Genomic DNA, 23,961 nt, shown 5'->3' on the forward strand with positions numbered 1-23,961 from the left:
CTCTCCTCCCTACGCCGCGACCGGCATATCCGGAACTTGTTGCGCCCCAGGCGGACCGATGAGCCCGAGCGCCTCGTTGTAGTCGTTCTGCCACACCGACCGTTGCGCGATTGCCGAGAAAATGAGGTGCTCGCGCGTGGGCACGTCCGGGTCCGACGTGTCGGTCAGGCGGACGATCCAGCCCTGCGACTGCTGTTGCTTGGCCTTGCCGACGGCGGCCAGGACCCGGCGGACGAATTCGATGCGGTCGGCCTTGTGATCCGGGAGTGTCTTGTTGCTCCAGCGCCGCGACACCAGCACCCGCCGTCCCCGTAGGCCGAGGGTGTCCCGGCGGTGTGCTTTGCCCTTGCATCGGCCGGGCTGGGTCTTCGCGGTCGCGTTCTTCGGCGCGATGCCGTACCGCAGCCACACCGCACACGCCGGGGAGCAGGGGGTGCGCTGCAACTCCGCGTGCAACCGGTCGTAGTGCCGGCGGGTCCGCTCGTTGGGTGCCTCCAGCACTTCCCCGATGGACTTCGTGAGGTATTTGGTCAGGTAGCCGATCAGCCGGTTGGCGTCCTTGGTGCCGCCGAGCACGCCCTTGGCCTTGTTCGGCCGCACCGGACCCCGTTCGCCCTCTGCGTCGAGGTCAGCGCCGTCGATGTCGACGGTTTTGGTTTGGACACCCCAGCGGATCACGTGCGCCGGTTCCACCTCGTCGACCGAGTCCATCACGGCTTTGGCGTGGTCGAAGGTGGTCAGGGCGTGGCCGGTGTCCGGGTCCACGAACCCGTCCGCCTGGTGGTCCCAGACCGGCATCCGGTCATCGGTGTAGACCTCGTGGTCGAAGTGCGGCCACCACAGCTGGTGATATGTCCCCGCCAGCAACTCCGCGATCACCGCATGCGGGTCCGTGCCGCGGGCAGCGATGTGCGCGTGCGGGGCGCCGCGGCGTTGCGGTTCGACCGTCGCGAAGTACTGGACATCCCGGCCGGTGACCCGCCGCCAGTTCTGCATGGTGCGGTCGAACAGCATCGGGAAGAAGATCGCGTCCCGGGCAGCCCGCCGGTAGTCGTAGGTGTCCGGGTCCACCGGCGAACCGTCCCCGCACACCTGGCCCTGTTTGTTGACAGCACCGTCGGTGTGGCAGCGGCCGTAGGAGTCGAGGGTGGCGGTCAGGAACGTCGACGGCTGGTATTTGCCTGCATACGTCCGGCCGATCGTCTCCTTCGAGACCTTCTTCCGGGGCAGGTTCGGGAAGTCCTGCCGGCGGCGTGTCGACTTCACAGACCGAGGCTTCGACTGCGCGTCGATACCGGGGATACGGCCCCGCAACCCCGACTCCCGGAGTTCCCGGTCGAGATCCGCGATGACCTCCCGGAATCCCTGCGCGGTCTCCTCATCGTCAGCGGCGCGAGCCGTCTTGTATTCGGCGAGCAGGTCCGCCCGTGCGGTCAACAATTCGATCTGGTGCTCAGTCGGCGGCCGATGTGCGTCATCGGGTTCGGTGAGCATGTGCCAGCCCTCGTTGCACTGGGTCACCCGCAGCGCCTTGGCCTTCTTCGCGCAGGCCGGGCAATCCGATGCTCGTGTCGTCTTGCACGCTGCCGCAATGTATTTCGATTCACCGGATTCAGGGCGGAAGCCTCGCATCGGGATCGGCCGCTTGCACACCTCGAACTTCTCGGCGGCGGCCTGGGCGATCTCGACGATGTTCGGCATGGCCCGCCGCTGGGCCGCTGTCACCCGGTCTCCCGACGCCGAAGCAGGGTCTTCGGTGTCGCCGGAGACCGCGACGTTCGTATCCGAAGGGTGGGTCATACAGCCGTTCCTTCCTGGTCGCCGCCGGTGAGGTCCAGGCCGACAGGTGGTATCCGGGTCGGGTTGGCGAGGGTGTCCCCGCGGCGCATCACCAGCTGCACCAGTGCGGGGCCGGTGATCGTGGCCCGGCATTCGGTGGCGCCGAAGGCGTGTGCGAGGTGCTCGACGCGGTTCTCGTAGTCGGCCGGGCACTGGCCGGGCAGCATCCGCACCCGCAGCACATCCACCGCCGTGGCGATCGTGGTCTGTTGCAGGACAGGCACTCTCGCAATCCCGGCATGTTCGATGGTCAATCCGCAGGCGTGCAGGTGGGTGTTCCATCGGCGGCGGTAACGCCACCAGACGAGGAACCGGGTCCGGGCGCGGCCGGTCACCCACCGCCGGAACATCTCCGGCCGCGTCCAGCGCCAGAAGATGAGCCCCGCAGTGGACACGCCGACCACCGCGGCAGCGGCCGGCCATCCCCACACCACTTCCGCCACCACCGCCGCAGCCACCGGCAGCGACAGCATCGGGAACAGCACCGCCCAGCAGACCAGCGTGCCGACGACGGTTGCCAGGCCGAGGAACCCGGCGCCGACGACTTCCACAGCGTGCGGGCTGTTGCGGGTCGGCTCGACACGGACATGAAGATCAGAGTTGACGGTGGTCATTCGGTCACCCCCGGAATATCGAACAAGGACTGTTGATCACGGCGAGCAGACCGCGGCAGAGTTTTCGTCTTCTCGCGTGCGGTCCGATCCTTCGCCCGGCGCACCTGGTCGGCCGCCGCTTGCACGATCGGATTTACTTGTGAGGCAGCAGATTTCGGAGAATTCGGATCATCGTTGCTGGTCATGTCGGTCACGGTTCCGGCTCGTCGGGGCATTCCACGCCGGCCAGGCCGCGGCGTTCGGTCCACTGCCGCAACCAGATCCGGTCATCGAGGTCGGCATCGGCGACGTACGCGAGATAGTCGGTGATGCTCATGCGGCGGTTCCGTTCTCGAAGTCGGCGAGGTTGACCGGCCGCGGGACCGGTTTGTATGCGGCGACGATGCGATCCACGTCGTCATCGGTGACCAGGAACGCCCGAGCACGCCGGAACCCAGCGGTACCGTCCTCCTGCACGAAACAGACACCCGGTGTGGTGTGCGGAATCCGGTCGCAATAGGAGCCACGGTCGCGGGCGCCCTGGCCGTGGATCATGGCGACCTGGGTCGGTTCGTCCATCGCCAGCCCGATCCGATACGGCAGCAACTGCCGTTGCGGCACGTTCTCCTTGCTCGGGTCGATCACCGTCTCGATCACCGAAAACAGTGGTGCGCGGCCCTGCGAAAGCAGCAGGCCGTGCGCGCGCTGGAACCGGCGTTGCATCTCCGGTTCGGTGAACGCCGACAAGGTGGCGGCCTCATCGATGATCGTGACCACCAGCGGGTTGTCCGGCGTCGGAACCGGTTTGCGGACCCGGTCACCGCGATACCGCCGGGCGGCCTCCTGCATATCCGAGACGGTCTCCTCCAACTGGCCGATCATCTCCTCCGGTGTGGTGCAGGAGAACCGGGTGCACACCGGTTCCAGGAAGCCGAGTTCCATGCCGCCCTTGGGGTCGATCACCCGCAGCTCGACACGACCGGAGCGGATCGCCGGACCCATGCCGTTGACCAGCGACCACAGCACCCCCGACTTGCCGGACCCGGTGCGGCCACCGAGCAGGACGTGCCGGCCCTGGATCGGGACCGTCCAGGTGTCGCCGTCTTCGAACACACCCGCCGGGACCGCCTCCAGGTCCACACCATCACCGACCACCCGCGGCGCCGAGGCCGGGGCAGCGAGAGTGTCGAACACGCGGACCTGGAGACGAACGAACCCTGGAAACCCCTGTGTCGCCGTGACTTCCGGGACACCGATGTACTGGGCCAACGCGTCGAGGGTGTCCGGGGCGGTCCAGGTCTTCAAGTGCTGGCCACCCCGGATCTGGACCTCCACATCCAGGCCGTGACCGGTGTAGACGGCATCCACGACGTGCGGGAACCCGTCCTCCACCGACCCCAGATCCAGGGACTTCCACATCACCCATTCCTGCGCCGGGTCGTAGAAACACAACACCGCGGTCCGCAGTTCGGTAGGGGCATCGGCGAGGATCTCCGCCACCGTCGGGGCCGCCGTGGTGGGTGTGCGGGACCAGCGCAGCATCCGGGCACCCAGCACCAGCGCTGCACCCCCGGAGATCAACACCGGGGCCAGTTCCGCCGCGGGGATCACCGGGCACCGTCCCCGGCCGGGCGGGACGGGTCGCAGAACAAGCGGCAGCCCGACGAATCCGCCGGCGGCAACGCAGGTTCACCACAGAACATCCAGCACCCCGGACCCACCACGGCCGTCGACGACGAAACCGGGTCGGGCACCGTGGGATCACTCGGCGAGGCGGACACCACCGCAGCCGGGGCCGGGGCCGAGGTGGACTGCGGGTGCGGGACAGTGGGGGTGGTGTGGTGGGAGGCCAGGGCCAGGCCGACCCCGGCAGCGATCACCACCACCCCGATTCCGGTCGCGATGTTCGGCAGGGCGCCGGGACCGGGAGAAAAACGCGCAGGCTCAGACATCACCCCTCCTCAGGGTGCACAAGATCGAGACGAAACAGATTGGATGACTTCGCGATCCAGCGACCGCGTGCAGTTACTCGCAGAGAGACGTGGCCGCTGACGGCAATACCGGTCGCACCACCGGCACCGGGCGACGACGCACCGGAGCAGGGACCACCCCAGGCACCGGGGCAGTCGGTTCGAGGGCCGGAATCGGTTCCGGTGCAGTCTCATCCACGGGTTCGGATGCGATGACCGGTTCCGGAGTTCGGGTCGTGGTGCGCAGCAGCAGCGCCAGGCCGTGCGTATCGACCAGCAGGCCGACCGGGGCGATAGCCGCCACCACCGCACACGCCCAGGCGGGGAGTTCGTGGCCGTTGGCGATGGCGTGGAGGCTGTTACCGGCCACCGACACCACCGCACCCACCACCAGAACCCCGGTGAACCAGCGGCGCTCCGTCGACTTGGCCAGCACCAGGACCGCGGCAGTGGCCTGGACGATGGTGCCGTCGATGATCAACGGCAGCAACCAGGCATCCGAGGCCGGGACGTGCGCGAGTGCCGCCAGGTCGCGCAGGGTGGAGAAGGACAGGCGGAATGCGGCGGCGCCGACACCGACGATCACCAGGACCGCGAACGCCCGCGCCCACCGCATCGCCTTCTGATTCATGACACTCACGCCACCTTCGGCGACGGCTCGGACACGTCGTCGGCCGACAATTCGGCGGCCAGGTCTTCCACCGAGTCGTGCAGCATCAGAATCCGGGCCAGCGACGCCGACAGGACCCGCGCGTCCTCGATCTTCAATCCGAGCGAGGCGTGATGGTCACCGATCTTCACCAGCACGTACGCGGGAATCTGCGCCCCGTAGTCGGTGCCGTGCGTCGGCGAATACTCCGCCTCCACACCCTCGAACCCGTTGGCATGCAGCGACATCCACGACATGACGATCACGCAGCCTTCCCGGTCGCCGGTCGCTGCGCGCCCGAGGTGTCGCCCTTGATCCCCGTCGCCCGGTACTGGAAACCCAGGTACTTGAATTCGCCCTGTCCCATCACCTTCGGCTCGGCGGTCAACCCCTCCAGCTCGATCATCCGCATCCCGGTACCCGGCACGATCTCCTGTGTCGCCGGCACCGGCTGCACCTGCGCGACGAACACGATCTCGAACGACGCTCGCTTCGCCTTGTCCTGATGCGGGTCGGTCACCGTCATCTTCCACAACGGCAAACCGGTCCCCTCCCCCGTCTTCGGATCGATGTCGAACATCTGCTCCGCCACCGCACCCGGGATCGGGTTGTACTTCGTCATCGCCGAGATCTCCCCCACCCCCACCAGGCCCTGAGGGAACGCCTCACCGAACCCGATCGGGAACTGATAGCCCTTCTTGATCGCCATGTCCTCTACCTCCGTCTAGTCGAGCACCGGACCCACCGGCAGGACTAGATTACGATAGTTATCTAGTCTTGTCTAGGTAGTAGATAGAAGACTGGTAGCTACTAGGTAACATAGTCTGATAGGGTCAGGGCATGGCAGACCGGCCACCCAGCGTCGACCCGAGGCCCGTGTACCTGCGGATCGCCGACTCGCTTCGCCTCGCCTACGAACCGGGCAAGCAACTGCCGTCGATGCCGGCACTGGCCGAAACCTGGGGAGTGGCCAGGGAGACAATCCGTTCCGCCGTCGAGGTACTGCGCTCGGAAGGACTCGTCGTCTCCTGGCGAGGCAAGGGAACCTTTTATCAGGCCCGCCCCGACACCGATCCGGCCGACGATCCGATAGCGCGACAGCTGACCGCCGTCCTCGCTCGGCTCAGCAGCATCGAGGACCGGCTCGCCACCGTCGAACAACGCCTCGAACGCGGCGCACCAGACACCGCATGACATAGAACCGGCGCAACTCCCGCGACTCACGATCGGAGTCGCCGAACCCGGCCATCAGCGGGAACAGACAGCACGAACCCCGATGCCTCGAGGGGACTGCTCGATCGTGGCATCGGGGTTCCGCCGTTCGCGGCACCGCGGACGGACTGGTCAGTGCGGAACGTTCTACACGTGGGTGGCGATCACGACCGTATCCGCGGTGGCGAGGCCGTGCTCGCACGCGTCGTTCGCGCAGACACGGACACCGCTGCGTTCGAGAACGGCGAGAATGCTCGTGTTCTGCTGCTGCGCCAGTTCCGTGGCGGTGGCCTGGAGAGCCATGGCAGCGATGTGGACCACGGCGGCGGGTTCCTCCCGCAGCAGCGCCCACCCGTCCTCGAGCGGGTGTTCGGCCAGTTGCAGCAGCAGTGCAGCGGCGCGGCGATGCAGGTAGGACATGTGATTGTCGTGCAGGACAGCGACAGTGGTGGTCATGGGCGCGTCTACCGGTCGACCGCCGGCGGGGCGGACGCGGCCATGCAGATGAAGCTGTGGTGTTTGATCTGGCCGTGCCCGCAGCCGTCGCACCAGTGAAGTTCCAGCGACAACCAGTTGGTGAACCACTCCGGGATGACGGCACGAACTTCCTCGGACAGTTCGTACCAGGCCATACCCCAGGGCCGGCGGCAGATCTGACAGTCGTACCCGTTGTCGGTCTCGATCGTGTCCAGGACACTGCGGTACCGTCCGTCGGCACTGACGACCTCGAACATCCGCGCGCCATCGCCTCCGCAGTCGGTCTCGGCCGGTGGTGGGACGGGCCGGAGTTCAGCGGCGGTGGGGCGGGCGACGATCAAGGCGTGCCCGGTCTGACAGAGGTGGATTTCGACGGTGGTCCACCACGGGAGTACCGGTTCGGTGAGGGTGTAGACGGTGACGGTGTGGAAGTCCTCGTCACGGTCGCCGGCACACTCCGGGCTGCTGCACGGCCGGTAACTGTCGGCAGCCACAGCATGCAGAGGCATCGGTGAGCTTTCCCCGGCGACGGTGAAACCGAAGAACATCCGGGCCGCCGCGGGTCCGGCGGCAGGGGGCGGGCTGGTCATACGCGGGCGAGTCCTTCCAGCATGGCGAGTAATTCCGCGGTGCCCAAGGTGAGCATCGGCGCGGACGGTTCGTACGGTCCGGGAACAGGGATGCCCCGGCGGGCGGCACGCTCGTACAGGCTCGAGGCCGGCGGGACGACCTTGCCCGCGAGGGTGAGGATTTGGAGAGCGGCGCGTTTGACGACACAGGTGTACGTGGTGCAGGCGCGGTGTTCACGCCACAGCCGGTGTGCCTGGCCGACGTCGGTGTGTGCGCAGATCACGAGGGCGGCGATCGGTAGAGCGGTCAACGATTTTCCTCTGGAGCGATGGATCATGGGTGGATCACCCCGGCGGTACCCGGCTGGGTGAAGGGCGGCACCATAAGGGCCGGGTACCGCCGGGGCTTCAATCGCCCCTGCCGGACGGGAAACGGTGTGTAGGGCAGGGGTTCCGGTGAGAGAGTTCGGTTTCCGGTGCGGACCGGGTCTGCGTCCGGTTCGCGTGGCCGGGTCCGGAAAATCGCCCTCTCTCCGGGTTCCCGGTCCGCGCTGGTGTGCAAGAGGGTGCGGACCGGGAAGCGTGAAAGGTCAGTCGAGATGTCGAGTATCGTTGTGACGCACGAGCTTCCATCGACGGTGATCATCGCGGGGGTTCGTGTGGCGCAACGGCTCGTGCTGCCAGATGGTGACGCCGGTGTAGTCCACGGCGAACGTGACATCCGCGCGCGCCCAGGGCAGCAAGGACAGGAAGTTCATCGACGCGGCGATGACAGTCTCCCGGTGGGCGACCACCACGACGGTTTCACCGGCATAGCGGCGCATCAAGTCGGCCAGATCATGGCCGGTACGACGCTGATACGTCGTCCACGGTTCGGCACCGGGGGCAATGGGCTGGTCCGGGCGCAAGGCCGGAGCACAGCCGAGTCCGGCGATGATCTCCGGCCACGGCCGGCCCTCACCCCTGCCGTAGTTCGGTGCCGACAGTGCGGGAAACACCGGCTGATCGAGAGCAGCGGCGAGAATTTCCCCGGTCTGCCTCGCGCGGGCGGCGGTACTGCTGTACACCGCAGCGATAGGGCAATCCTGTTGACCGGCAAAATACTTGGCGAGCCTGTCAGATTGCTCGCGTCCCCGGTCGGTCAGTCCACGGCACGTACGGGCACCCGCGGCGACGTCGTCGACGTTGGCGTGCGCTTCACCGTGGCGGATCAGTATCAGGCGCGTCGGCGCCTGGTCGTCGGTCACTGTTGTTCTCCTGGACGTGGATGGAAGGGTGGTAGCCCCCGCCCCGAGCACAGCCGAATACCGGGGGCTACCTCTTCCCCCCGGCACAGCGGCCCTGAATCCTTACGCTGGCCGGGAAATCATCGGGTACGCGCATCGGCGCGGCACTGCGGGCAACGCTCGGGGGTCTCCTGCGGATGCGCATGACCGAGAGCGCGGAGGTTCAGCCAGCAATACCGCCACAACTCGCACGTCTCGTAGGTGCACCGGCCATGGGCCGGATCGTTCATGACGGCATGCTGTTCCACGACGGTCATCGCGTTGCACTTCGGGGCACGGTGAGACTCGCTGCTGTTCAACATATTTCCCGCTGTCAGTAGCCGAAGTGCGGGCCGGTGGCGGGCACGAGCTTCCCGGCGGAGACCAGATGCCGATGGGCCTGTGCCTTGGCGGCGCAATCCTCGATCGAGCACTCGAGATGCGATTGCATCACCTGATGAGCCGAACCATCGGTCATCCGGTCATTGGGTATTGCTGCATGGTTGGACGGTGGAAGGCCGAACATAACGTCTCCGTGTGAGTGGCGGTCCCGCATCCGAACATTGATACCCTAGGTTACCTAGTCAACATGGGTTAGGCCGCAAATCGGCTGTAACCAACCGCCTACTGGGTTGCTGAGATTGTCTAGAACATATGAGTAAACTAGTTTTCATGACAGACCGACTGATGGACCCTGACGACCCCCGGCCCGTCTACTTGCGCATCGCCGATGAGCTACGCCGCGCCTACCAGCCGGGTGTGCAACTTCCGTCTGTGCCGAAAGTGTCCGAGGAGTGGGGAGTCGCCAGGGAAACCGTGCGTTCCGCCATAGACGTGCTTCGCAACGAGGGTCTGATCGTTTCCTGGCAGGGCCGCGGCACCTTCTATCGCAGCCGTCCCGCAGACGACACCAGCGAATCCGGCATCCCGACCAACCCTGTCGTGCTCCAACAACTCGACGCGATCATGAACCGTCTCGACACTTTCGAGGCCCGCCTCACCGCGATCGAGTCCGCTCGACATCGTTGACCCGGTCCTCGAGCGCATCCAATCGAGCACACAAGATATCCAGCCGATCCATGACACTCGCATCATCCCGCTCACCCCCAGCAGCAGGCCCGGACGACTCCCCAGTCCCCCGCTCCACCCGATCCTCCCCCGCCGGCGCCGTCCCAGACCGTGCATCCTTCAAAGCCATCGAGCCCTCCTCCGTGTTGTTTACCCCCCATAAACTCGCCGGATGGGTCGTTGGCCGTCTGGTTTAGGGGGGATAAATCGAAGGTACGCCTTGCATCCAGTCCAGTCAAGGGCCTCTAAACTCAGTTGCGTGTCGACTGCTGATGACTTCGACGAGGTCCGGAACGACCCGGACCCGATCCGTCGTGGCCGACGTGCCGCTGAGCTGATGACCGTGTATCAGCAGCGCGCGACCGAGCTTGCCAGGCTACGGAAGGCAGCGATCGAGGAAGCCCACCATCGCGGCCTCAGCTACACCGAGATCGCCGACCAGCTTGGGATCACGAAGGGGCGGATCAGCCAAATCCGGGCGACTGCACCGCAGCCCGAGCGCGCCTTCTTCGGGGTCGGGCCTGTCAATGTCGGCATCCCGAGGCGATTCGGGCTGGAAGAGGGCCGGGAACGTCCCTTCTTCGACGCGAACGACCAGGCAACCCAACAGGCCGTGGAATCAACACTGTCGCGACTCTCATTGGCCTACAACAGCTTTGCCATCGATCCCGACCGGTCCGTCCCGCCAGCAGGCGATTGCGTCATCATCTGCGGACCGAAGTCGGCGCCGATCGCACGGCAGCTTCTCGAACATGATCCGATTCTCGGATTCGAGCGGGACGAGGAAGCCTGGTGGATCACGGACACCCGGACCGGGCAGCGGCACCGCTCACCGTACCGGCGCGACAGCAGTAACCGCACCGACATCGGATATTTTGCTCGTCACCGTGACACGGATCGCATCCTCGTTCATATCGCCGGCATCACCTCCATAGGCTCGCTCGGTGTCGCGCACTGGCTCGATGGACACCTCAATGCCGTATTCGATCCAGCCGCCGAACTGGTCAACGGAGTCGTCGAATGCGATTTCGATGCAGATTTCTCCGTGACCGACAGCCGTCTCATCGTCGGCCCCTACATCGAGGTCCTATGAACGTCGTCACCGCTCAGCTCCAGGAAAGCTCCGCGGAGGACCGGATCGCCACCACCACGAGTGGCGTAGTCGTTCTGGACGGTGCCACCGCCCACGACCCCATGATGCCCACCTCCGGTGGGTACGTCGATCTGCTCTGTGATCAACTCCGCCAACGCCTGAACTCTCCCGACGGACTTCAAGCCATCCTCTCCAGTGCCATCGAGTCGACCGCCGATGCGCTCCAGATCCGTCCAGGAACAGCACCATCGAGCACAGTGGCAATCGTCCGGCTCCGTCACGATGCAATCGAGACTCTCCTACTCGGCGACACGCCCATCGTCATCGGATGGACCGATGGGAGTCAGAGCATCCTCACCGACAATCGTCTCGCAGCACTCGACCTACCCGAATCGCGTGAATACCGGGCGAGGCTGGCGGCCGGCGGCGGATACGACCGGCGCCACCACGATCTACTCACGGCGCTCCAATCGAGGCAGCGACAGTGGCGAAACCGTGAGGACGGTTACTGGATTGCCGAAGCAGACCCAACCGCCGCAGAACACGCCATCGTCAGCCGCGACCCGGTGAGTTCCGTGAGCTGGATAGTCATGGCGACCGATGGAGCGGCGAATATGCTTGCACCGCTGGGTTTTTCGTGGGAGCAGCTAGCGCGGCTGGACACGTCAGCGCTGAACGACTTTCTCTCCGACTGCCACGAATGGGAAGCGCACCACGATCCGGATGGGCAACTCCAGCCGCGCTCCAAGCGGCACGACGACAAGTCCGTAGCGATCGTCCGTCCATCACCGGCACACAGTCGTCAGACGCCGCAGCGGTTCGCGTGATCATTCGCCCGGGACTACATCCAAGTACGCCACTGACCAGGCACCTATCCGACCGGCCTTGCCTCCTGCTGGACTTCGACGGCCCTATATGCTCGGTCTTCTCCGGTATCTCCAACAAGACCGCCACCGAGCGGCTCATCGCATCGCTCGATTCGGACGTTCCGCCGGAGATCTCCGAGAGCAACGACCCGTTCGACGTTCTTGCCTTCGCCGCGACAGTCGGACCAGCCGTCGCCGATGCCACCGAACAGTATTTCACCAAGATCGAACTCGACGCCATCGGCACTGCGCGACCGACTCCGGGTGCGCATGACGTGATTCGGGCCGCCGATGAGCGCGGCCGAATCGCCGTCGTCAGCAACAACTCTCAGGCCGCCATCAGCGCGTACCTCAAGGCTCACGGAATGACTGAACATGTGGCCGGGATCTACGCACGCACCGACGCCAACCTATCGCACCTCAAGCCGCATCCGTACTTGCTGCACGCGGCGATGCGCCAGCTTCAAGCGGCACCCGATGAGTGCATCTTCGTCGGTGATTCGGTGACCGACATCGTGGCAGGACACGCCGCCTCGGTCCCCGTGATCGCATTCGCCAACAAGCCAGGCAAAGCAGACAAGCTCGCTGTCCAGGGACCGGCGGCGATCATCAGCTCGATGGACGAGCTGTACAGCGCGATGACATCCTGAGCCGGTGAGACCGTGTCCGAAGGCCCGCGGCATCTTCAGCCAAACCCGATACACTACGGTCAGTTCGCCGGTCCGTTAGCCCAACTATTCTCCGCTGCAACGATTCCCGGCAGCTCGCCGAGATCGCTGATCTTCCAATCAGACAGGTCCAAGACCTCTTCTTTGCCACGGAGTATCCACCCCCACGGCCCGCGCTGGAGATAGGCCGTGCGCATACCGGCCTTCTTGGCCGGCGCCACATCGTTATCGATCCGGTCACCGACATAGACGATTTCGCCCGCAGGTACCGGTGCGGCCTCCACGACCTTCGCGAAGAACTCCGCGGACGGCTTCTCGACACCCCAATCGTCAGAGGTCGCGATGAAGTCGGTGGGCAGGTTCAGGCTGCGCAGGATACGGCCGGAGCGCACTGTCTGGTTGCCGACTATGCCGACCCAAATGCCTTGGCGCTGTAGATCCGACAGCGCAGGGCGTACGTCGGGGTACAGGTCGTCCTCACTGTAGGACTCCGGTTGGCCGGCATCGGCCCGAGCCTGCCTCTCCTTCCCCAGGTCGAACCCCGGCCTGAATACCTGGAAGGTGTCGAGGTAGCTCCCGCCGGTCGCGATCATGGCGCCGAAGACCGCCGTGAACGTGTGGCGCGGCACACCGAGCCAGTCCGCCCAGGTACCGTACTCGCGCGTCTCATCAACCAGAGTCTCGCCAACGTCGAACACGACGGCCGAAATCATGCCGCCACGGTACCCGCCGCGATCAGTTTCTTGCCTTAGGTGTTGCAGCAGCCTCATCAGTCGAACCACGACAGCGGTGGACTACGAGCGTTGCCGAATTTCGCTGTATAGGTTCAAGAGGCGACGGCCCTACGGGCCGCCGCCGCCACGCAACCGGGCTCGCCGTCGCTCCGCAAGCTGCGCTCTGGCGGCCCGGCGCGTCGGCGGCAGCCCTTCAGGCCGTTCCGCCCCGTCTCTGAATCGCTCACTTCTGCTACGACGAAGCAGTGTGGTCGTTCCCGGAGCCGTACCCGACTTGCTCTCCCGCGACCTCGAATCCGATCCGCTGGCACCAGCTGTCGGCCTGGCTGTAGTCCGGTCGGCAGAACCGCGGTGCAGGGGTCCCACTTCCTCATGCCGTAATCGTCTCGCTCCACTCGCCCGAGTAAAGGACCATCTTCGGTGTCCGCTACGCGGTGCTGCGCATCCTTGACACGACCGAGCTCCGCTGAGGGCGGCAAGTATGAGGATGAGGGAGAAGGAAAGTCAGCCGGACGGACGAAGACGTGGAAGGCTACGGCGCGTGACCACGACGTTCCGCTTCCGTAACACAGTGACTCTGTCCCCAGGCGAATCCATCGCTGCCGAGAGCGCGAAGATCGAGCTGTTCTCTGAGTCGGGGGTCGCCGTGACCTTGAGCCCTTCGAGCGACGACACGCCGTTCTCGGAGGCGACAGAATTCCTTCTGACAGGCGGCCCCTACCCGACGCGGGACGACGCCTTGCAGGCCGGAAAGAGCTGGCGGAGATGCCTACTGCTTGCCTGCTCAGACCGCCACATCGGTATCAACCTGGGTGACGAGGACAAGTCGACCCCATCTCGAATACCGCTTGGCCAGACAGACTTCCTGCCGGATGACCCGGTTTACCTGAAAGATCACCACGGACTGCTCGTCTACCCCGAGAGCTCCAACCCGTCGTCATCATTTGTCTCCTTCACAGCCGATATAACTGTCGGACGCTCGTCATCCGAGCTTCTCAACGCGATCCACGCAGTTAAGGAGACAGCCTCAAAGATGACCGCTCGGGAAACTCTGGCGCTTACTCTGCTACACGATTCAAGGTTCGATCCGAACCCTGAAACGAAATACATCTCGCTGACCACTGCCATCGAAGCCCTTCTCGAACCGGCGAAGCAGTCCTCCGTTGTCCGCACAGCGCTCGACACACTCCAACGTCACGCCGACGATCTCGACCTCAGCGACGAAGAGCGCAAGCTCATCGTTCAACACATCGGATCCGGCAAAAGAGAGTCGATCACAGAAGCCGGAAGCAAGCTGGCATCCAGGTTGAAGGACCGAGAATATGGCGGTGTCGATCCATCAACCTTCTTCAGGGAGGCATACAAGACACGGGGCAAGCTCGTGCACGGCAACACCAGCCGACCGACACGTGACCAACTCGGAGCGGAGCTCGGCACGCTGCACAGCTTCGTCGTCGACCTGCTCCACCTTGTGATCGTTGGAGACTGATACCCGACGTCGCTGAACGTCCGTTCCGCAGTGCGGCCGCAGCGGTGGACAACGAGGCCCACGCCGACCAGCGAACCCATCAATGAAGTCCGCAGGTCAGCGCCGGTATCCCGTTCTCGTCCGATATCTGCCAACGAACGCAAACGTCGAGAGCGACAATCTCAAAAACCGTTGTCCTCACGGACGTGTGGGTTCGAGTCCCACACTCGGCACTCGATCGAACGGTACGGCGGCGGGGTGTTCCGGGTAATTCCGGAACGGTGCCGGTGTGAATTCCGGCACCGGCCGTCGTGCTCGTATTTCCCGGATATGCCGGGCATATGCGGTGCGACTCGGTCGTCGTGCGGCCGTGTTACACCTCCAGTTCCTCTTCGATGGTCTTGAGGCGGTGGCGGGCCATCGCGAGATTCGCGCGGCCGCGGTCCAGGGCGAGGTAGAGGAACAGGCCCTTGGATTTGCGGCCGGTCATCGGGCGGATGATGTGGTATTGGGCGGAGAGGGTGATCAGGATGTCCTCGATCTCCTCTTTCAGGCCGAGCTGATCGATGGTGCGCATCTTGGCCCGGACCACCTCGGTGTTACCGGCCGCGGCGACCTGGAGGTCCAGCGTCTTGGAGCTGCCGAGCATGCCCAGCGCCATACCGCTGCCGTAGTCGACGACCGCGGCGCCGACGGCGCCGTCGATGGTCATCATGTCCTTCAATGCCAGATCCATATTGGCCATGGCGATTCTTTTTCCTTTTCTTCTCTTTGTTTTCGGTGATTCATCCGGTATCGGTGATCCGGTCCGTGCCGGGTTCGTCCACGGCAGGCTTCAGGTGGTCGGCGATCGCGCGGGCCACCGGGCGGGATTCCAGGTGCAGGCGGCCTACGTTCACATCGGGGCCGGCGAGCACGGTCAGCGAGGTCCAGCCGGCCGCGTAGATCACCGCGTAGCCGTCGGTGCCGTTGACGACCACCTCGTGGAATCCGCCGCCGTGCGCGGTGGTCACCAGGCGGTGCGAGACGGCCAGTTGCGAGGCGGCCAGGGCCGCAATGCCGTTGGGCTCGATGTGGGACGGCAGGTCGTGCGCGACGAGCAGGCCGTCGTTGGACGCCACCAGCGCACCGGTCAGCTTCGGAATCCGGTCCCGTAAGGCCCGCAGTTCGGCCATCACCTTCGGATTCGGTTCGGATCCGGGTATCGCCACCTTGGTAAACCTCCCTATGAATTCGCCGAGCGCGGTGTTGCGCGTGTTCCTCCGCAGCCGCAAGGTCACGCGAACTCCTCCAATGCCGTGCGGAGCCGGATCAGCAACTCGCGATCCACCGGTTTCCAGAGTTCCGGCACCACGACGGCAGTTTCGGGCGATGCCGCGGTATCCCCCTGCGGCACAGCGACTTCGGTAGGTGCGGTAGCACCGGGTGGGACCGCAGCGGCAGGTCCCGGCGCCGCGGCATCGCCCGGCGGCGGCGCCTCCGGCGGGATCACCGTGACCTTTCGCCGGCGCGGCAGGGGCCGGGGCTTGGCAGCGGCCGCGGGGCGGGCAGGCGGGGCGGGCACCGCACGGGTGGGCGGTGCGGGCGCCACGCTGTCGGGCGGGGCCGACGCCGCAGGGTCGGAAAGCGCCGATGCCGCGCGGTCGGGCGGAGCGGACACCGGACGGGCAGGCGGGGCCGACTCCCGGCGGGCGGCGGGAGCCGACTCCGGGCGGGTGGGTGGCGCGGGCGCGGCAGGACGGGGAGCCGCCGGGCCGGGCCGGGTGCTGCCCGGCTCCTCCAGCAGGCCCACTCCGGTGAGTCGCCGCACCGCCACCAGGCAGCCGTAGCTGGTGCGGCCGAGGTCACCGGCGATTCCGGCGATGCTGCGCCGCGCGTCGGCGGCGGCCAGGATCTCGGCCTCACCGCTGGTCAGGGGCACCCGTTTGCGGTGCCGGCCGGCGGGCACGACCGGCGTGCGGTCGACCAGTTCCATCGGCCAGGGTCCGGATTCGGCCGCATGCCGACGGGCGCACTCGTGCACCAGCACACCGATCGGGATGCGGCAGACGGCGGACAGCCAGTGCGCCGGGGCCGGCCGGAACACCGGGGTCACCGGGGTGGCCAGCAGGAAGTAGGCGGCGTCGAAGACCGAGAGCAGGGCCAGCATCTGCAATCGCGGCCGGCGCAGCACCGAACCGGGATCGCCGGCCTGCGCGCGTTGCCAGTCGGCGGCGGTGGCGACGCCGGTGGTGACCACCAGTCGTTCCAGCGCGGGGGTGCGCGGGCACGCGGCGGCGGTGATCTCGCCCTCGGCGAAGTGCAGTGCGCCGTCGCCGAGGGCCAGCACGCCGGTGCGCCGTTCGTCGGCCAATCGCCGCAACGCGGCGGTGATGTCGTCACCCATTGCCCGCTCCTGCCAATTCGGCCAGGATCGCCCGCAGCCGGAAGCGCGCGAATGCCAGGTTGCCACTGTCGGTATCGAACACCGCGTGCACGAACAGCCGGCCGGTGTAGTCGCCGTCCACCAGGTTCAACAGGTGGAATCGTGTTGTGCCGCTGACGATCAGCTCCGCGGCGCCGTCGTCGCCGGCCGTCAGTGCCGGGCAGCCGAGCACCGCGCGCACCACGTCGGTGGTGCCGGCGGCGTCCTCGTGCTCGTCCAGCGGATCGTGCCGCCCGGCGGCCGCGATCGCCAGGCCGCTGGCCCCGTCCACCAATGTCACACTGCGCGCACCGGGTATCGCCATGATGTCGTCGAGGCAGCCGTCGATCCCTGTCATCGCGCCCTCTGACCCGTCACAACCGGCCGGCCTCCCGGACGATCCGCCGGGTCTGCGCGAAGAGCATGCCCACATTCACCGTGTTCCGGCACACCACCACGATCACGATGTCGTCGCGGCTGTCGATGCGGACGAACAGATGAGCGAGATTGTCACTGTTGACGAGAACCTCCTGGAAGTAGTGCTCGTCGGAGCGAACTCCCCGGCGTTCCTTCCAGATCTCCTCGATCATCACCACGTTGCGGCCCTGGAACAGCTCCAGGGTGGCCGCGGCGAGCAGATCGAGCACCTCCGCCGGGTGGTCGTCGACGGTCTGCACCGCCAACAGCATGCCGGTGGACATGTCGATCGCCCCGGCCGCAATACATTCCGGCACTTCGGTTCTCAGGTTCCGGACGAGCGCACCGACCCGTTCGGTCAGGTTGCCGCTCGTTGTCGGGGAGGTCATCTTCGCCTTTCTGTGGAGGATCGGGGGGTGGGTGGCGGATGGAGCTCGTTGATCCCGCTGGCGTCCTTGTGGCGTCGCGGCAGTGTCGCGTGGGGTGCGGCCCGCTCCCGCGGCGGCGGCGCCACCGCCACCGCGTCCTCGGCCGCGAGCCGGCAGATCTCGACCGTCACCGCGTACAGGCCCCGGCCGGTCAGGAAGGCGATGTCCCGGCAACTGTGCCGGCCGTCCATGTGCCGCAGGATCTCTCGGCGCAGACCGGGCTCGCTGCGCCGTAGCAGCGCGTCGCCGGACTCGGTGCGGGTCAGCTGATGCCGGTACGGCCCGATGCGCCGCGGCGCCAGCGCCCGCAGCCAGCGGTCGGTCTCCGCGATCAGCTCGCCGGGTTCGAGGACCGCCACCGGATCCGCGATCGCGACAGCCGGAGTGGTGTCGGCCGCCGCCCGGAAACAGTCCTCGATCCAGCCGGAGGCGATGGCGAACGCCGCGTCGTAGGTGACCGCGAGCCGCATCGCCCGCAATTCCGCCGCGCCCGCGACGGTGTGCCCCGGCCGGGCCAGCAGCTCGGACATCCCCGGCGCACCGGGAGAATTGACGACGAGCACCGCACCGTGCACCAGATGAAAATCGCCGCCCGGCTCGCCCGTGACGCGCAAAATGCCGGTATACCGTTCGGCCGCGGCATTCAACAATTCCGCCACCACGTGTTGAGATGCTTTCCGGCCGTGCGCCGGATCCCGCCTCGCGCTCGCACCGGAACCCGATGTCATGCTTCTCGCTCCGGGGAGGGATGATATTTCGGTCCGCTCGGCACCGGCTGCACGTGCACCCGAAATCGCACGCCCGCGCCGCCGCCGTATCAGATCGGTGATCGTCGAAAGAATGCCGGGAACTTCGGTGGCCGCCACGGCCTGCGCGAATATTTCAATGGAGTGTCCTGACGAGCAGATTGGGTTCGACGCGGCGGTTGATCAAGAGCCTCCGCAACCACCGTCGAGAAGCATCCTGTCAGCACGGTGGATTTCAAGCAACCGCTTCCGTGAAATTAATTCGATACCGCTCGGTCGATTTGCTGGCTACCTTTTCGCGAATCAGACATACGGGATAAGCGGGACTGCGTTCCGGACCTCGGGCGACAGCCGCCGGGCCACCACGGGACCCGCACGGCAGCACCGGAATCGGCCGTCGAACCGAACCCGTTCCGGCCCCGTGATTCTGGTACCGATGTCTCACGGAGGGGCGAACACAGTGCGAGTACAGCGCTTGACAGCGGATCTGTCCGGATATCCGGATCTGGTCGTGGTTTATCTCGGCATGCGGGTGCACACCCTGCGCGGCATGGCCCGGCTGCTCGGAGTGGGGCCGAAACTCTACCGCTCCCATCGGGATCGGCCGGATGGGCTGCTGTGGCACGACGACATCATCTGGGCCCTGTTCCCGCCGCACTGGGGAGCCCGGCAGTACTGGCGCGATCTCGACAGCCTGGAAAGATGGACGCGTAGCGATCCGCACCGGCAGTGGTGGGAGAAATTCCTGCGCGACTCCGGCGGCACCGGTTTCTGGCACGAGGCGTATTTCGCGCGCGGCGGGATCGATGCCATGTACGACGACATGGCCACGCCCACCGGCCTGGCCCGGTTCGCACCCACCGTCGCCTCCCGGGGGCGGCTGTTCTCCACCCGTGGGCGGATCCGCGACACCGGGACCGGCGCGGCGCCGGTGGTGGACGAGCGGACCTACTACGCCGACACACCCGCCGACCCGGCCGGCGAGTCCGGCACCTCACGATGAAAAGTTAGGCAACCGAACGGTTTACCCACTCGAGCGACCTTCCAGCAAACGCTCGGCGACGGTTTGCTACCGGCGGATGAACACTCGCGCACGCGACTGTGATTCCCCCGTGATCGGCTTCTGATTTCGGTTCCCGCGCCCTACCGTACTGCCATGCACGTCCTGTTCGTCTGCAATAGCAATGTGTGTCGCTCGGTGATCGCCGAACGCCTCACAGCGGCGCTGGCAGCCGAGCATCGGCTCGCCGACCTCACCGCCGAGAGCGCCGGCACCCGCGCACTCGTCGGATTCGGGGTGGAACCGCTTGCCGCACAGACGATCACCGGCCTCGGCGGCGATGCGGCCGGATTCAAGGCGCGCCGGCTGCAACCGGCCATGGCCGAACGCGCGGATCTGATCCTGGCGATGACCGATCACCTCCGCGACGATGTAGGCAAACTCGTGGCATCGGCGATTCCGCGCACCTTCACCCTGCTGGAGGCCTTCCGGATCGCCCGGGTCAGCGGCGCCCGCACCGTCGCCGAAATCGACCGGGCACGAAACGATCTCGCCCTGGTCGGCCGGGAGAACATTCCGGATCCGGTGGGCCTGTCCCCCGAGAAATACTGCGAGATCGGCGACCGTATCGCCGGGGCGCTGGTACCGCTGCTGCTGGCCCTGCACATCCATCAGGGGCGCAGCACCGACGAGCGCGGCCGGCCGCGACTGGTGGTGCTGCCCGGCGGCCGGGCCGAGCCACAGCCGTTCGAGCGGCACCTCGGAATCGGCCGCCACGCCTGACCTCTGCCGATCCGCCGGTCCTCCCAGCGCCGGTGACACGCCTGATTCTCGCCAATTCGAGTATTCGGGTCTACACTTCCCGCGAACACTTCAGCAGCCGACGGTTCGACACAAGAACAGGACTGAACGACATGCCGAAACGCATTTCGGATGTTTCGCTCCATGTTTATGTGACACCGGAAACCCTCGAGCACGTCGTGACGACCGTGCGCCGAGTGGTGGACGAGCACGTCGCCGACCGTGACGTCTTCGCCTGGCGCTTCACCCTGCCGATCGACTCCGACCATCCCGCCCACGCCGAACTGGAAACCCGTTGGCGCCGCGCGCATCCCGCGGCCGACCCGGGCGCCCGTGGCAGCTACGAGATCGCGCTGAGCCTGGTGGCCGATGCGGAACTGCTCACCGCTGCCGATCTGAACGCGCTGGAACGCCAACTGGTGCTGGGCATCTCGGCAGGCGGCGGCACGGAGGGCGTCCCCTACGCCATCCACGCCAGCAGCCGCGACAGTTTCGATCTCGAGGAGAATCGGGAACTGGACCTCAGCATTTTCTGATCACCACAGGTGCTGATCACCGGAACCACCGGGCAGCCGGTTCCGGCCACCGGGGCAATTGATGTCCGGCCCGCCGGATCACTTCCGCGACGGCCAGTGCCGGATACAACCCTCCTGGACCACGGTGGCCAGCAGCTCACCCGACTGCGAGTAGTAGTGCCCGGTGGCCAGCCCGCGCGAACCGGCCGCCACCGGTGACTGCGTCGCGTACAGCGCCCAGTCGTCGAAGCGGAACGGCCGGTGGAACCAGATGGAATGGTTCACCGTGATAGCCAGCAGCCGATCCAGCCCCCAGGCCAGCCCGTGCGTGGTGATGATCGAGTCCAGCACCGTGGTATCGGACGAATAGCCCAGCGCCGCAACGTGAATCAGCGGATCGTCGGGCAACCGGCCGTCGGCGCGCATCCACACCCGATTGTGGTCGAGAGTGCCGCCGGTGCCCTTGAGGATCCAGGCCGGATCGTTGGCGAAGCGCATCTCGATCGGCCGCGGGGCCTTGACGAACATCTCCAGCTTGTCCTCGAAGCCCGCGAACGACTCCTCCACCCGCACCAGCCCTTCCGGGCCGGGCACCTCCGGCGGCGCGGTCGCGTGTTCCAGGCCGGGCACCCAGTCCTGGAAGGCCGCCAGCATCACGAACAGCTCCTCGCCGTCCTGGCTGGCGACCACCATCCGGTTCGCGAGGTTGCGCGCGTCCCGGATGCACTGCACCCGGAACTCGATGGGCTGCTTGGGATCTCCGCCGCGGATGAAATGCGCGTTGACCGCGTGCAGCGGGCGCGGGGGCCGGGCCGAGCCGGGAGTCTCCACCGTCCGGCCGGCGGCCACGATCGCCTGCGCCACCAGCTGCCCGCCGAAGGTGCGACTCCACACCTTCGCGGGATGGTGGCCGAGGAAGACGTCCTCACCGGCCGGCTCCAGATCGAGCAGGCCGAGCAGTTCCCCGAGGTCGCCGGTGCCGATCGGGCCCGCGTCTCCTGCCGGGACACCACCCGACGGGTTCGCGACCTCCCGTGACTCGCCCAGCCTCGCACTCAAATCAGTGATCCTCCTCGCCGATACGATGCACGTGAATCAGGTTGGTGGAGCCGACGGTGCCCGGCGGCGAGCCCGCCACGATCACCACGAGGTCGCCCTTACGGTACCGGTTCATCGACAGCAGTTCCTTGTCGACCTGGCCGATCATCTCGTCGGTGGTCGCCACCGACGGCACGATGAACGTCTCGACACCCCAGGTCAGCGCGAGCTGGCTACGGATCTCCGGCAGCGGGGTGAAGGCCAGCAGCGGCAGCGGGGTGTGCAGCCGGGCCAGCCGGCGCACGGTGTCGCCGGACTGGGTGAAGGCCACCAGCGCCTTGGCGTTCAGGCGCTCACCGATGTCACGGGCCGCGTACGAGATGACACCACGCTTGGTCCGCGGCACGTGGGTCAGCGGCGGCACGCGGGTGGAGGATTCGGCCTCCACCGCGTGCACGATGCGGGCCATGGTGCGAACCGTCTCGATCGGGTAGTCGCCGACCGAGGTCTCACCGGAGAGCATCACCGCGTCGGCGCCGTCGAGCACCGCGTTCGCGACATCCGACGCCTCGGCGCGGGTAGGCCGGGAGTTGGTGATCATCGACTCCAGCATCTGGGTCGCGACGATCACCGGCTTGGCGTTCTCCCGCGCCATCTGGATGGCCCGCTTCTGCACCAGCGGCACCTGTTCCAGCGGCAGTTCCACGCCCAGGTCGCCGCGGGCGACCATGACGGCGTCGAAGGCGAGCACGATGGCCTCGAGATTGTCGATGGCCTCCGGCTTCTCCAGCTTGCCGATCACCGGCACCCGGCGGCCGACCCGGTCCATCACATCGTGCACCAGCTCGACATCCGCCGGCGAGCGCACGAACGACAGCGCGATGAAGTCGACGCCGAGTTCGAGCGCGAACTCCAGATCCTCGATGTCCTTCTGGGACAGGGCCGGAACCGACACGTCCATGCCGGGCAGCGACACGCCCTTGTTGTTCGAGACCGGGCCACCCTCGGTGACCCGGCAGACCACATCGTTGCCCTCGACCCGGAGCACGACCAGGCCGACCTTGCCGTCGTCGACCAGCAGCCGGTCCCCGGCCTTGGCGTCGGCGGCCAATTCCTTGTAGGTGGTGGAGACGCGGTCGTGGCTGCCCTCGATGTCCTCGACGGTGATCCGCACCTCCTCCCCCGTGGCCCAGAAGGTCTTGCCTTCGGTGAACCGGCCGAGCCGGATCTTCGGGCCTTGCAGATCAGCGAGAATGCCCACGGCGCGGCCGAGTTGGTCCGCCGCGCGCCGTACCTTCTGATAGTTCTCAGCGTGGTCGGCGTGTTCGCCGTGGCTGAAGTTCAACCGGGCCACGTCCATGCCGCTTTCGACAAGTTCGCGGATCCGGTCCTCGGCGGCGGTAGCCGGACCGAGGGTGCACACAATCTTTGTCCGTCGCATCACGAGTCAACCCTAGTCTGCCGAGGGAGGCATGCCGATGTGGCATACCCGTCGCTATCAATTGCACTGAACATGATCTGCGTCACGAACCGAGGGACGCCGAAGACGACGTGAACATCAGGTCAATTCTCCTGGAGCGGACGTCCGTACGGATCGCGCACCTTTCCGGTGAGGATCATGATTCCGTCGATGATCGGCCAGATGTGCCCGATTCCGCAGGTCAGCCAGGTGACGGCGATCTGGGCGATCGCCAGGCCCGGATAACCCAGGTAGAACCGGCCGACGCCGAAGCTGCCGAGGAAGATCTCCAGCAGTCCCGCAACGAGTTTCGACTTGTCCGAGTACGGCTCGCCGTACATGTTGCGCCCGTAGGGCGCCTCCGGATCCGGTGGGTAGGCCGTCCCCGGATAGGGCTGCTGCGGTTGTGCGTAACCCGGCTGGGCATAGCCCGGCTGTGCATAGGGATCCGGCTGGCCGTACCCCGGCTGCTGCCCGTAGCCCGGCTGCTGGCCGTAACCGGGTGCGCCGTACTGCGGCTGGCCGTAGCCGCTACCCGGTTGTCCGTAACCACCGGCGTAGGACTGACCGCCGATGTCCTGCGGCTGGCCCGCGCCCGGCCCGGTGCCGGGCGCCCCGTACTGCGGCTCTCCCCATCCGGGCTGCGGCTGGTTGGGCTCGGTCACGCGTCCTCCTCGCTCGT

General features: G+C 66.4%; 34 protein-coding genes. 9 read left to right on the top strand and 25 right to left on the bottom strand.

Translation table 11 applies throughout. The features are described 5' to 3' along the window. Positions 1 to 9: 9 nt before the first annotated feature. The 9 genes from LBW94_RS22135 to LBW94_RS22175 form a co-directional block, all read right to left on the bottom strand. On the bottom strand, positions 10 to 1,800 hold the full coding sequence (locus LBW94_RS22135; protein ID WP_323137896.1) for a replication initiator: 1,791 nt from the start codon (positions 1,798 to 1,800) through the stop codon (positions 10 to 12). Next, positions 1,797 to 2,453, bottom strand: a complete 657-nt coding sequence (locus LBW94_RS22140; protein WP_225052942.1) for a hypothetical protein — start codon at positions 2,451 to 2,453, stop codon at positions 1,797 to 1,799. The genes LBW94_RS22135 and LBW94_RS22140 overlap by 4 nt, the downstream gene beginning before the upstream one ends. Continuing rightward, positions 2,450 to 2,638: a hypothetical protein gene (locus LBW94_RS22145; protein ID WP_225052944.1), complete on the bottom strand. Its 189-nt coding sequence runs from the start codon at positions 2,636 to 2,638 to the stop codon at positions 2,450 to 2,452. The genes LBW94_RS22140 and LBW94_RS22145 overlap by 4 nt, the downstream gene beginning before the upstream one ends. Positions 2,639 to 2,643: 5 nt before the next feature. After that, complete coding sequence (locus tag LBW94_RS22150) at positions 2,644 to 2,769, bottom strand: hypothetical protein (protein ID WP_255633471.1); 126 nt, start codon at positions 2,767 to 2,769, stop codon at positions 2,644 to 2,646. Continuing rightward, entirely contained in the window at positions 2,766 to 4,043 is a 1,278-nt protein-coding gene (locus LBW94_RS22155; protein WP_225052946.1) for an FtsK/SpoIIIE domain-containing protein, read from the bottom strand. Before LBW94_RS22155 ends, LBW94_RS22150 begins: the two co-directional genes overlap by 4 nt. After that, positions 4,040 to 4,384, bottom strand: a complete 345-nt coding sequence (locus tag LBW94_RS22160; RefSeq protein ID WP_225052947.1) for a hypothetical protein — start codon at positions 4,382 to 4,384, stop codon at positions 4,040 to 4,042. Before LBW94_RS22160 ends, LBW94_RS22155 begins: the two co-directional genes overlap by 4 nt. Positions 4,385 to 4,457: 73 nt before the next feature. Then, on the bottom strand, positions 4,458 to 5,033 hold the full coding sequence (locus LBW94_RS22165; protein ID WP_225053265.1) for a DUF2637 domain-containing protein: 576 nt from the start codon (positions 5,031 to 5,033) through the stop codon (positions 4,458 to 4,460). Between the two features lie 5 nt (positions 5,034 to 5,038). Next, the gene (locus LBW94_RS22170; protein WP_225053267.1) at positions 5,039 to 5,308 is read right to left on the bottom strand and encodes a hypothetical protein; all 270 of its coding nucleotides are present in this window, start codon (positions 5,306 to 5,308) and stop codon (positions 5,039 to 5,041) included. 5 nt (positions 5,309 to 5,313) lie between these two features. Continuing rightward, positions 5,314 to 5,760 (bottom strand): hypothetical protein, encoded by a 447-nt coding sequence (locus LBW94_RS22175; protein ID WP_225052949.1) that lies wholly within the window; start codon positions 5,758 to 5,760, stop codon positions 5,314 to 5,316. 131 nt (positions 5,761 to 5,891) lie between these two features. Between LBW94_RS22175 and LBW94_RS22180 the strand changes: the two genes are divergently transcribed. Continuing rightward, positions 5,892 to 6,245, top strand: a complete 354-nt coding sequence (locus LBW94_RS22180) for a winged helix-turn-helix domain-containing protein (RefSeq protein WP_225052950.1) — start codon at positions 5,892 to 5,894, stop codon at positions 6,243 to 6,245. A 165-nt stretch (positions 6,246 to 6,410) separates the two neighbouring features. Here the strand turns inward: LBW94_RS22180 and LBW94_RS22185 are convergent, their stop codons facing one another. The 6 genes from LBW94_RS22185 to LBW94_RS22210 form a co-directional block, all read right to left on the bottom strand. Then, a complete protein-coding gene (locus tag LBW94_RS22185) occupies positions 6,411 to 6,719 on the bottom strand; it encodes a hypothetical protein (protein ID WP_225052952.1) in 309 nt (102 codons plus the stop codon). An 8-nt stretch (positions 6,720 to 6,727) separates the two neighbouring features. Then, positions 6,728 to 7,330 carry a hypothetical protein gene (locus LBW94_RS22190; RefSeq protein WP_225052955.1) on the bottom strand — a complete coding sequence of 201 codons (603 nt, stop codon included), beginning with the start codon at positions 7,328 to 7,330 and terminating at the stop codon, positions 6,728 to 6,730. Then, positions 7,327 to 7,620: a hypothetical protein gene (locus LBW94_RS22195; RefSeq protein ID WP_225052957.1), complete on the bottom strand. Its 294-nt coding sequence runs from the start codon at positions 7,618 to 7,620 to the stop codon at positions 7,327 to 7,329. The genes LBW94_RS22190 and LBW94_RS22195 overlap by 4 nt, the downstream gene beginning before the upstream one ends. Positions 7,621 to 7,899: 279 nt before the next feature. After that, positions 7,900 to 8,556: a histidine phosphatase family protein gene (locus tag LBW94_RS22200; protein ID WP_225052959.1), complete on the bottom strand. Its 657-nt coding sequence runs from the start codon at positions 8,554 to 8,556 to the stop codon at positions 7,900 to 7,902. A gap of 119 nt (positions 8,557 to 8,675) precedes the next feature. After that, a complete protein-coding gene (locus LBW94_RS22205; RefSeq protein WP_225052961.1) occupies positions 8,676 to 8,852 on the bottom strand; it encodes a hypothetical protein in 177 nt (58 codons plus the stop codon). Between the two features lie 56 nt (positions 8,853 to 8,908). Continuing rightward, positions 8,909 to 9,052 carry a hypothetical protein gene (locus tag LBW94_RS22210; protein ID WP_225052963.1) on the bottom strand — a complete coding sequence of 48 codons (144 nt, stop codon included), beginning with the start codon at positions 9,050 to 9,052 and terminating at the stop codon, positions 8,909 to 8,911. A gap of 194 nt (positions 9,053 to 9,246) precedes the next feature. Between LBW94_RS22210 and LBW94_RS22215 the strand changes: the two genes are divergently transcribed. The 4 genes from LBW94_RS22215 (at position 9,247) to LBW94_RS22230 (ending at position 12,251) form a co-directional block, all read left to right on the top strand. Beyond that, positions 9,247 to 9,603: a GntR family transcriptional regulator gene (locus LBW94_RS22215; RefSeq protein ID WP_225052965.1), complete on the top strand. Its 357-nt coding sequence runs from the start codon at positions 9,247 to 9,249 to the stop codon at positions 9,601 to 9,603. A gap of 298 nt (positions 9,604 to 9,901) precedes the next feature. Next, a complete protein-coding gene (locus tag LBW94_RS22220) occupies positions 9,902 to 10,735 on the top strand; it encodes a sigma factor-like helix-turn-helix DNA-binding protein (RefSeq protein ID WP_225052968.1) in 834 nt (277 codons plus the stop codon). After that, entirely contained in the window at positions 10,732 to 11,562 is an 831-nt protein-coding gene (locus LBW94_RS22225; protein WP_225052970.1) for a protein phosphatase 2C domain-containing protein, read from the top strand. Before LBW94_RS22220 ends, LBW94_RS22225 begins: the two co-directional genes overlap by 4 nt. Then, on the top strand, positions 11,559 to 12,251 hold the full coding sequence (locus LBW94_RS22230; RefSeq protein ID WP_225052972.1) for an HAD family hydrolase: 693 nt from the start codon (positions 11,559 to 11,561) through the stop codon (positions 12,249 to 12,251). Before LBW94_RS22225 ends, LBW94_RS22230 begins: the two co-directional genes overlap by 4 nt. Before the next feature lie 59 nt (positions 12,252 to 12,310). On the opposite strand, the gene LBW94_RS22235 is transcribed toward LBW94_RS22230, so the two are convergent. Further along, positions 12,311 to 12,982 carry an HAD family hydrolase gene (locus LBW94_RS22235; protein ID WP_225052973.1) on the bottom strand — a complete coding sequence of 224 codons (672 nt, stop codon included), beginning with the start codon at positions 12,980 to 12,982 and terminating at the stop codon, positions 12,311 to 12,313. A 562-nt stretch (positions 12,983 to 13,544) separates the two neighbouring features. Here LBW94_RS22235 and LBW94_RS22240 point away from each other — a divergent pair. Further along, positions 13,545 to 14,492, top strand: coding sequence for a HEPN domain-containing protein (locus LBW94_RS22240; protein WP_225052975.1), 948 nt, complete (start codon positions 13,545 to 13,547; stop codon positions 14,490 to 14,492). Between the two features lie 352 nt (positions 14,493 to 14,844). Here LBW94_RS22240 and LBW94_RS22245 read toward each other — a convergent pair whose 3' ends face one another. Genes LBW94_RS22245 through LBW94_RS22270 form a run of 6 tightly spaced genes read right to left on the bottom strand, consistent with a single transcriptional unit; the run spans position 14,845 to position 18,379 of the window. Next, the gene (locus tag LBW94_RS22245; protein ID WP_225052976.1) at positions 14,845 to 15,216 is read right to left on the bottom strand and encodes a hypothetical protein; all 372 of its coding nucleotides are present in this window, start codon (positions 15,214 to 15,216) and stop codon (positions 14,845 to 14,847) included. Positions 15,217 to 15,256: 40 nt separating this feature from the next. Then, a complete protein-coding gene (locus LBW94_RS22250) occupies positions 15,257 to 15,751 on the bottom strand; it encodes a roadblock/LC7 domain-containing protein (RefSeq protein WP_225052978.1) in 495 nt (164 codons plus the stop codon). Further along, positions 15,748 to 16,857, bottom strand: a complete 1,110-nt coding sequence (locus LBW94_RS22255; RefSeq protein WP_225052979.1) for a hypothetical protein — start codon at positions 16,855 to 16,857, stop codon at positions 15,748 to 15,750. The genes LBW94_RS22250 and LBW94_RS22255 overlap by 4 nt, the downstream gene beginning before the upstream one ends. After that, positions 16,850 to 17,233 carry a hypothetical protein gene (locus LBW94_RS22260; RefSeq protein WP_225052981.1) on the bottom strand — a complete coding sequence of 128 codons (384 nt, stop codon included), beginning with the start codon at positions 17,231 to 17,233 and terminating at the stop codon, positions 16,850 to 16,852. The genes LBW94_RS22255 and LBW94_RS22260 overlap by 8 nt, the downstream gene beginning before the upstream one ends. Positions 17,234 to 17,249: 16 nt before the next feature. Further along, positions 17,250 to 17,681: a hypothetical protein gene (locus LBW94_RS22265; RefSeq protein ID WP_225052983.1), complete on the bottom strand. Its 432-nt coding sequence runs from the start codon at positions 17,679 to 17,681 to the stop codon at positions 17,250 to 17,252. After that, positions 17,678 to 18,379, bottom strand: coding sequence for a hypothetical protein (locus LBW94_RS22270; protein WP_225052985.1), 702 nt, complete (start codon positions 18,377 to 18,379; stop codon positions 17,678 to 17,680). Before LBW94_RS22270 ends, LBW94_RS22265 begins: the two co-directional genes overlap by 4 nt. A 547-nt stretch (positions 18,380 to 18,926) precedes the next feature. Here LBW94_RS22270 and LBW94_RS22275 point away from each other — a divergent pair. The 3 genes from LBW94_RS22275 to LBW94_RS22285 all read left to right on the top strand — a co-directional run bounded on the left by LBW94_RS22275 (position 18,927) and on the right by LBW94_RS22285 (position 20,803). Continuing rightward, on the top strand, positions 18,927 to 19,469 hold the full coding sequence (locus LBW94_RS22275; RefSeq protein ID WP_225052987.1) for a phenylacetaldoxime dehydratase family protein: 543 nt from the start codon (positions 18,927 to 18,929) through the stop codon (positions 19,467 to 19,469). 153 nt (positions 19,470 to 19,622) lie between these two features. Then, positions 19,623 to 20,249, top strand: a complete 627-nt coding sequence (locus LBW94_RS22280) for a low molecular weight phosphatase family protein (protein ID WP_225052989.1) — start codon at positions 19,623 to 19,625, stop codon at positions 20,247 to 20,249. Positions 20,250 to 20,419: 170 nt separating this feature from the next. Continuing rightward, positions 20,420 to 20,803 carry a hypothetical protein gene (locus tag LBW94_RS22285; RefSeq protein WP_225052991.1) on the top strand — a complete coding sequence of 128 codons (384 nt, stop codon included), beginning with the start codon at positions 20,420 to 20,422 and terminating at the stop codon, positions 20,801 to 20,803. Positions 20,804 to 20,881: 78 nt separating this feature from the next. Here LBW94_RS22285 and LBW94_RS22290 read toward each other — a convergent pair whose 3' ends face one another. The 3 genes from LBW94_RS22290 to LBW94_RS44235 form a co-directional block, all read right to left on the bottom strand. Next, positions 20,882 to 21,766: an acyl-CoA thioesterase gene (locus LBW94_RS22290; protein ID WP_225053268.1), complete on the bottom strand. Its 885-nt coding sequence runs from the start codon at positions 21,764 to 21,766 to the stop codon at positions 20,882 to 20,884. Positions 21,767 to 21,842: 76 nt separating this feature from the next. Then, a complete protein-coding gene (gene pyk, locus LBW94_RS22295) occupies positions 21,843 to 23,264 on the bottom strand; it encodes a pyruvate kinase (RefSeq protein ID WP_225052992.1) in 1,422 nt (473 codons plus the stop codon). A 119-nt stretch (positions 23,265 to 23,383) separates the two neighbouring features. Continuing rightward, the gene (locus LBW94_RS44235) at positions 23,384 to 23,944 is read right to left on the bottom strand and encodes a TM2 domain-containing protein (protein WP_323137899.1); all 561 of its coding nucleotides are present in this window, start codon (positions 23,942 to 23,944) and stop codon (positions 23,384 to 23,386) included. Positions 23,945 to 23,961 lie beyond the last annotated feature (17 nt).

This window comes from Nocardia sp. alder85J (genome assembly GCF_020176955.2).
Lineage (GTDB): Bacteria > Actinomycetota > Actinomycetes > Mycobacteriales > Mycobacteriaceae > Nocardia.

Coding starts and splice junctions, on each gene's coding strand:
- LBW94_RS22280 (WP_225052989.1), top strand. CDS start 19,623: ATGCACGTCCTGTTCGTCTGCAATAGCAATGTGTGTCGCTCGGTGATC.
- LBW94_RS22245 (WP_225052976.1), bottom strand. CDS start 15,216: ATGGCCAATATGGATCTGGCATTGAAGGACATGATGACCATCGACGGC.
- LBW94_RS22135 (WP_323137896.1), bottom strand. CDS start 1,800: ATGACCCACCCTTCGGATACGAACGTCGCGGTCTCCGGCGACACCGAA.
- LBW94_RS22260 (WP_225052981.1), bottom strand. CDS start 17,233: ATGACAGGGATCGACGGCTGCCTCGACGACATCATGGCGATACCCGGT.
- LBW94_RS22235 (WP_225052973.1), bottom strand. CDS start 12,982: ATGATTTCGGCCGTCGTGTTCGACGTTGGCGAGACTCTGGTTGATGAG.
- LBW94_RS22140 (WP_225052942.1), bottom strand. CDS start 2,453: ATGACCACCGTCAACTCTGATCTTCATGTCCGTGTCGAGCCGACCCGC.
- LBW94_RS22175 (WP_225052949.1), bottom strand. CDS start 5,760: ATGGCGATCAAGAAGGGCTATCAGTTCCCGATCGGGTTCGGTGAGGCG.
- LBW94_RS22190 (WP_225052955.1), bottom strand. CDS start 7,330: ATGACCAGCCCGCCCCCTGCCGCCGGACCCGCGGCGGCCCGGATGTTC.
- LBW94_RS22265 (WP_225052983.1), bottom strand. CDS start 17,681: ATGACCTCCCCGACAACGAGCGGCAACCTGACCGAACGGGTCGGTGCG.
- LBW94_RS22160 (WP_225052947.1), bottom strand. CDS start 4,384: ATGTCTGAGCCTGCGCGTTTTTCTCCCGGTCCCGGCGCCCTGCCGAAC.
- LBW94_RS22150 (WP_255633471.1), bottom strand. CDS start 2,769: ATGAGCATCACCGACTATCTCGCGTACGTCGCCGATGCCGACCTCGAT.
- LBW94_RS22215 (WP_225052965.1), top strand. CDS start 9,247: ATGACAGACCGACTGATGGACCCTGACGACCCCCGGCCCGTCTACTTG.
- LBW94_RS22145 (WP_225052944.1), bottom strand. CDS start 2,638: ATGACCAGCAACGATGATCCGAATTCTCCGAAATCTGCTGCCTCACAA.
- LBW94_RS22205 (WP_225052961.1), bottom strand. CDS start 8,852: ATGACCGTCGTGGAACAGCATGCCGTCATGAACGATCCGGCCCATGGC.
- LBW94_RS22170 (WP_225053267.1), bottom strand. CDS start 5,308: ATGTCGTGGATGTCGCTGCATGCCAACGGGTTCGAGGGTGTGGAGGCG.
- LBW94_RS22185 (WP_225052952.1), bottom strand. CDS start 6,719: ATGACCACCACTGTCGCTGTCCTGCACGACAATCACATGTCCTACCTG.
- LBW94_RS22210 (WP_225052963.1), bottom strand. CDS start 9,052: ATGACCGATGGTTCGGCTCATCAGGTGATGCAATCGCATCTCGAGTGC.
- LBW94_RS22225 (WP_225052970.1), top strand. CDS start 10,732: ATGAACGTCGTCACCGCTCAGCTCCAGGAAAGCTCCGCGGAGGACCGG.
- LBW94_RS22180 (WP_225052950.1), top strand. CDS start 5,892: ATGGCAGACCGGCCACCCAGCGTCGACCCGAGGCCCGTGTACCTGCGG.
- LBW94_RS22165 (WP_225053265.1), bottom strand. CDS start 5,033: ATGAATCAGAAGGCGATGCGGTGGGCGCGGGCGTTCGCGGTCCTGGTG.
- LBW94_RS22255 (WP_225052979.1), bottom strand. CDS start 16,857: ATGGGTGACGACATCACCGCCGCGTTGCGGCGATTGGCCGACGAACGG.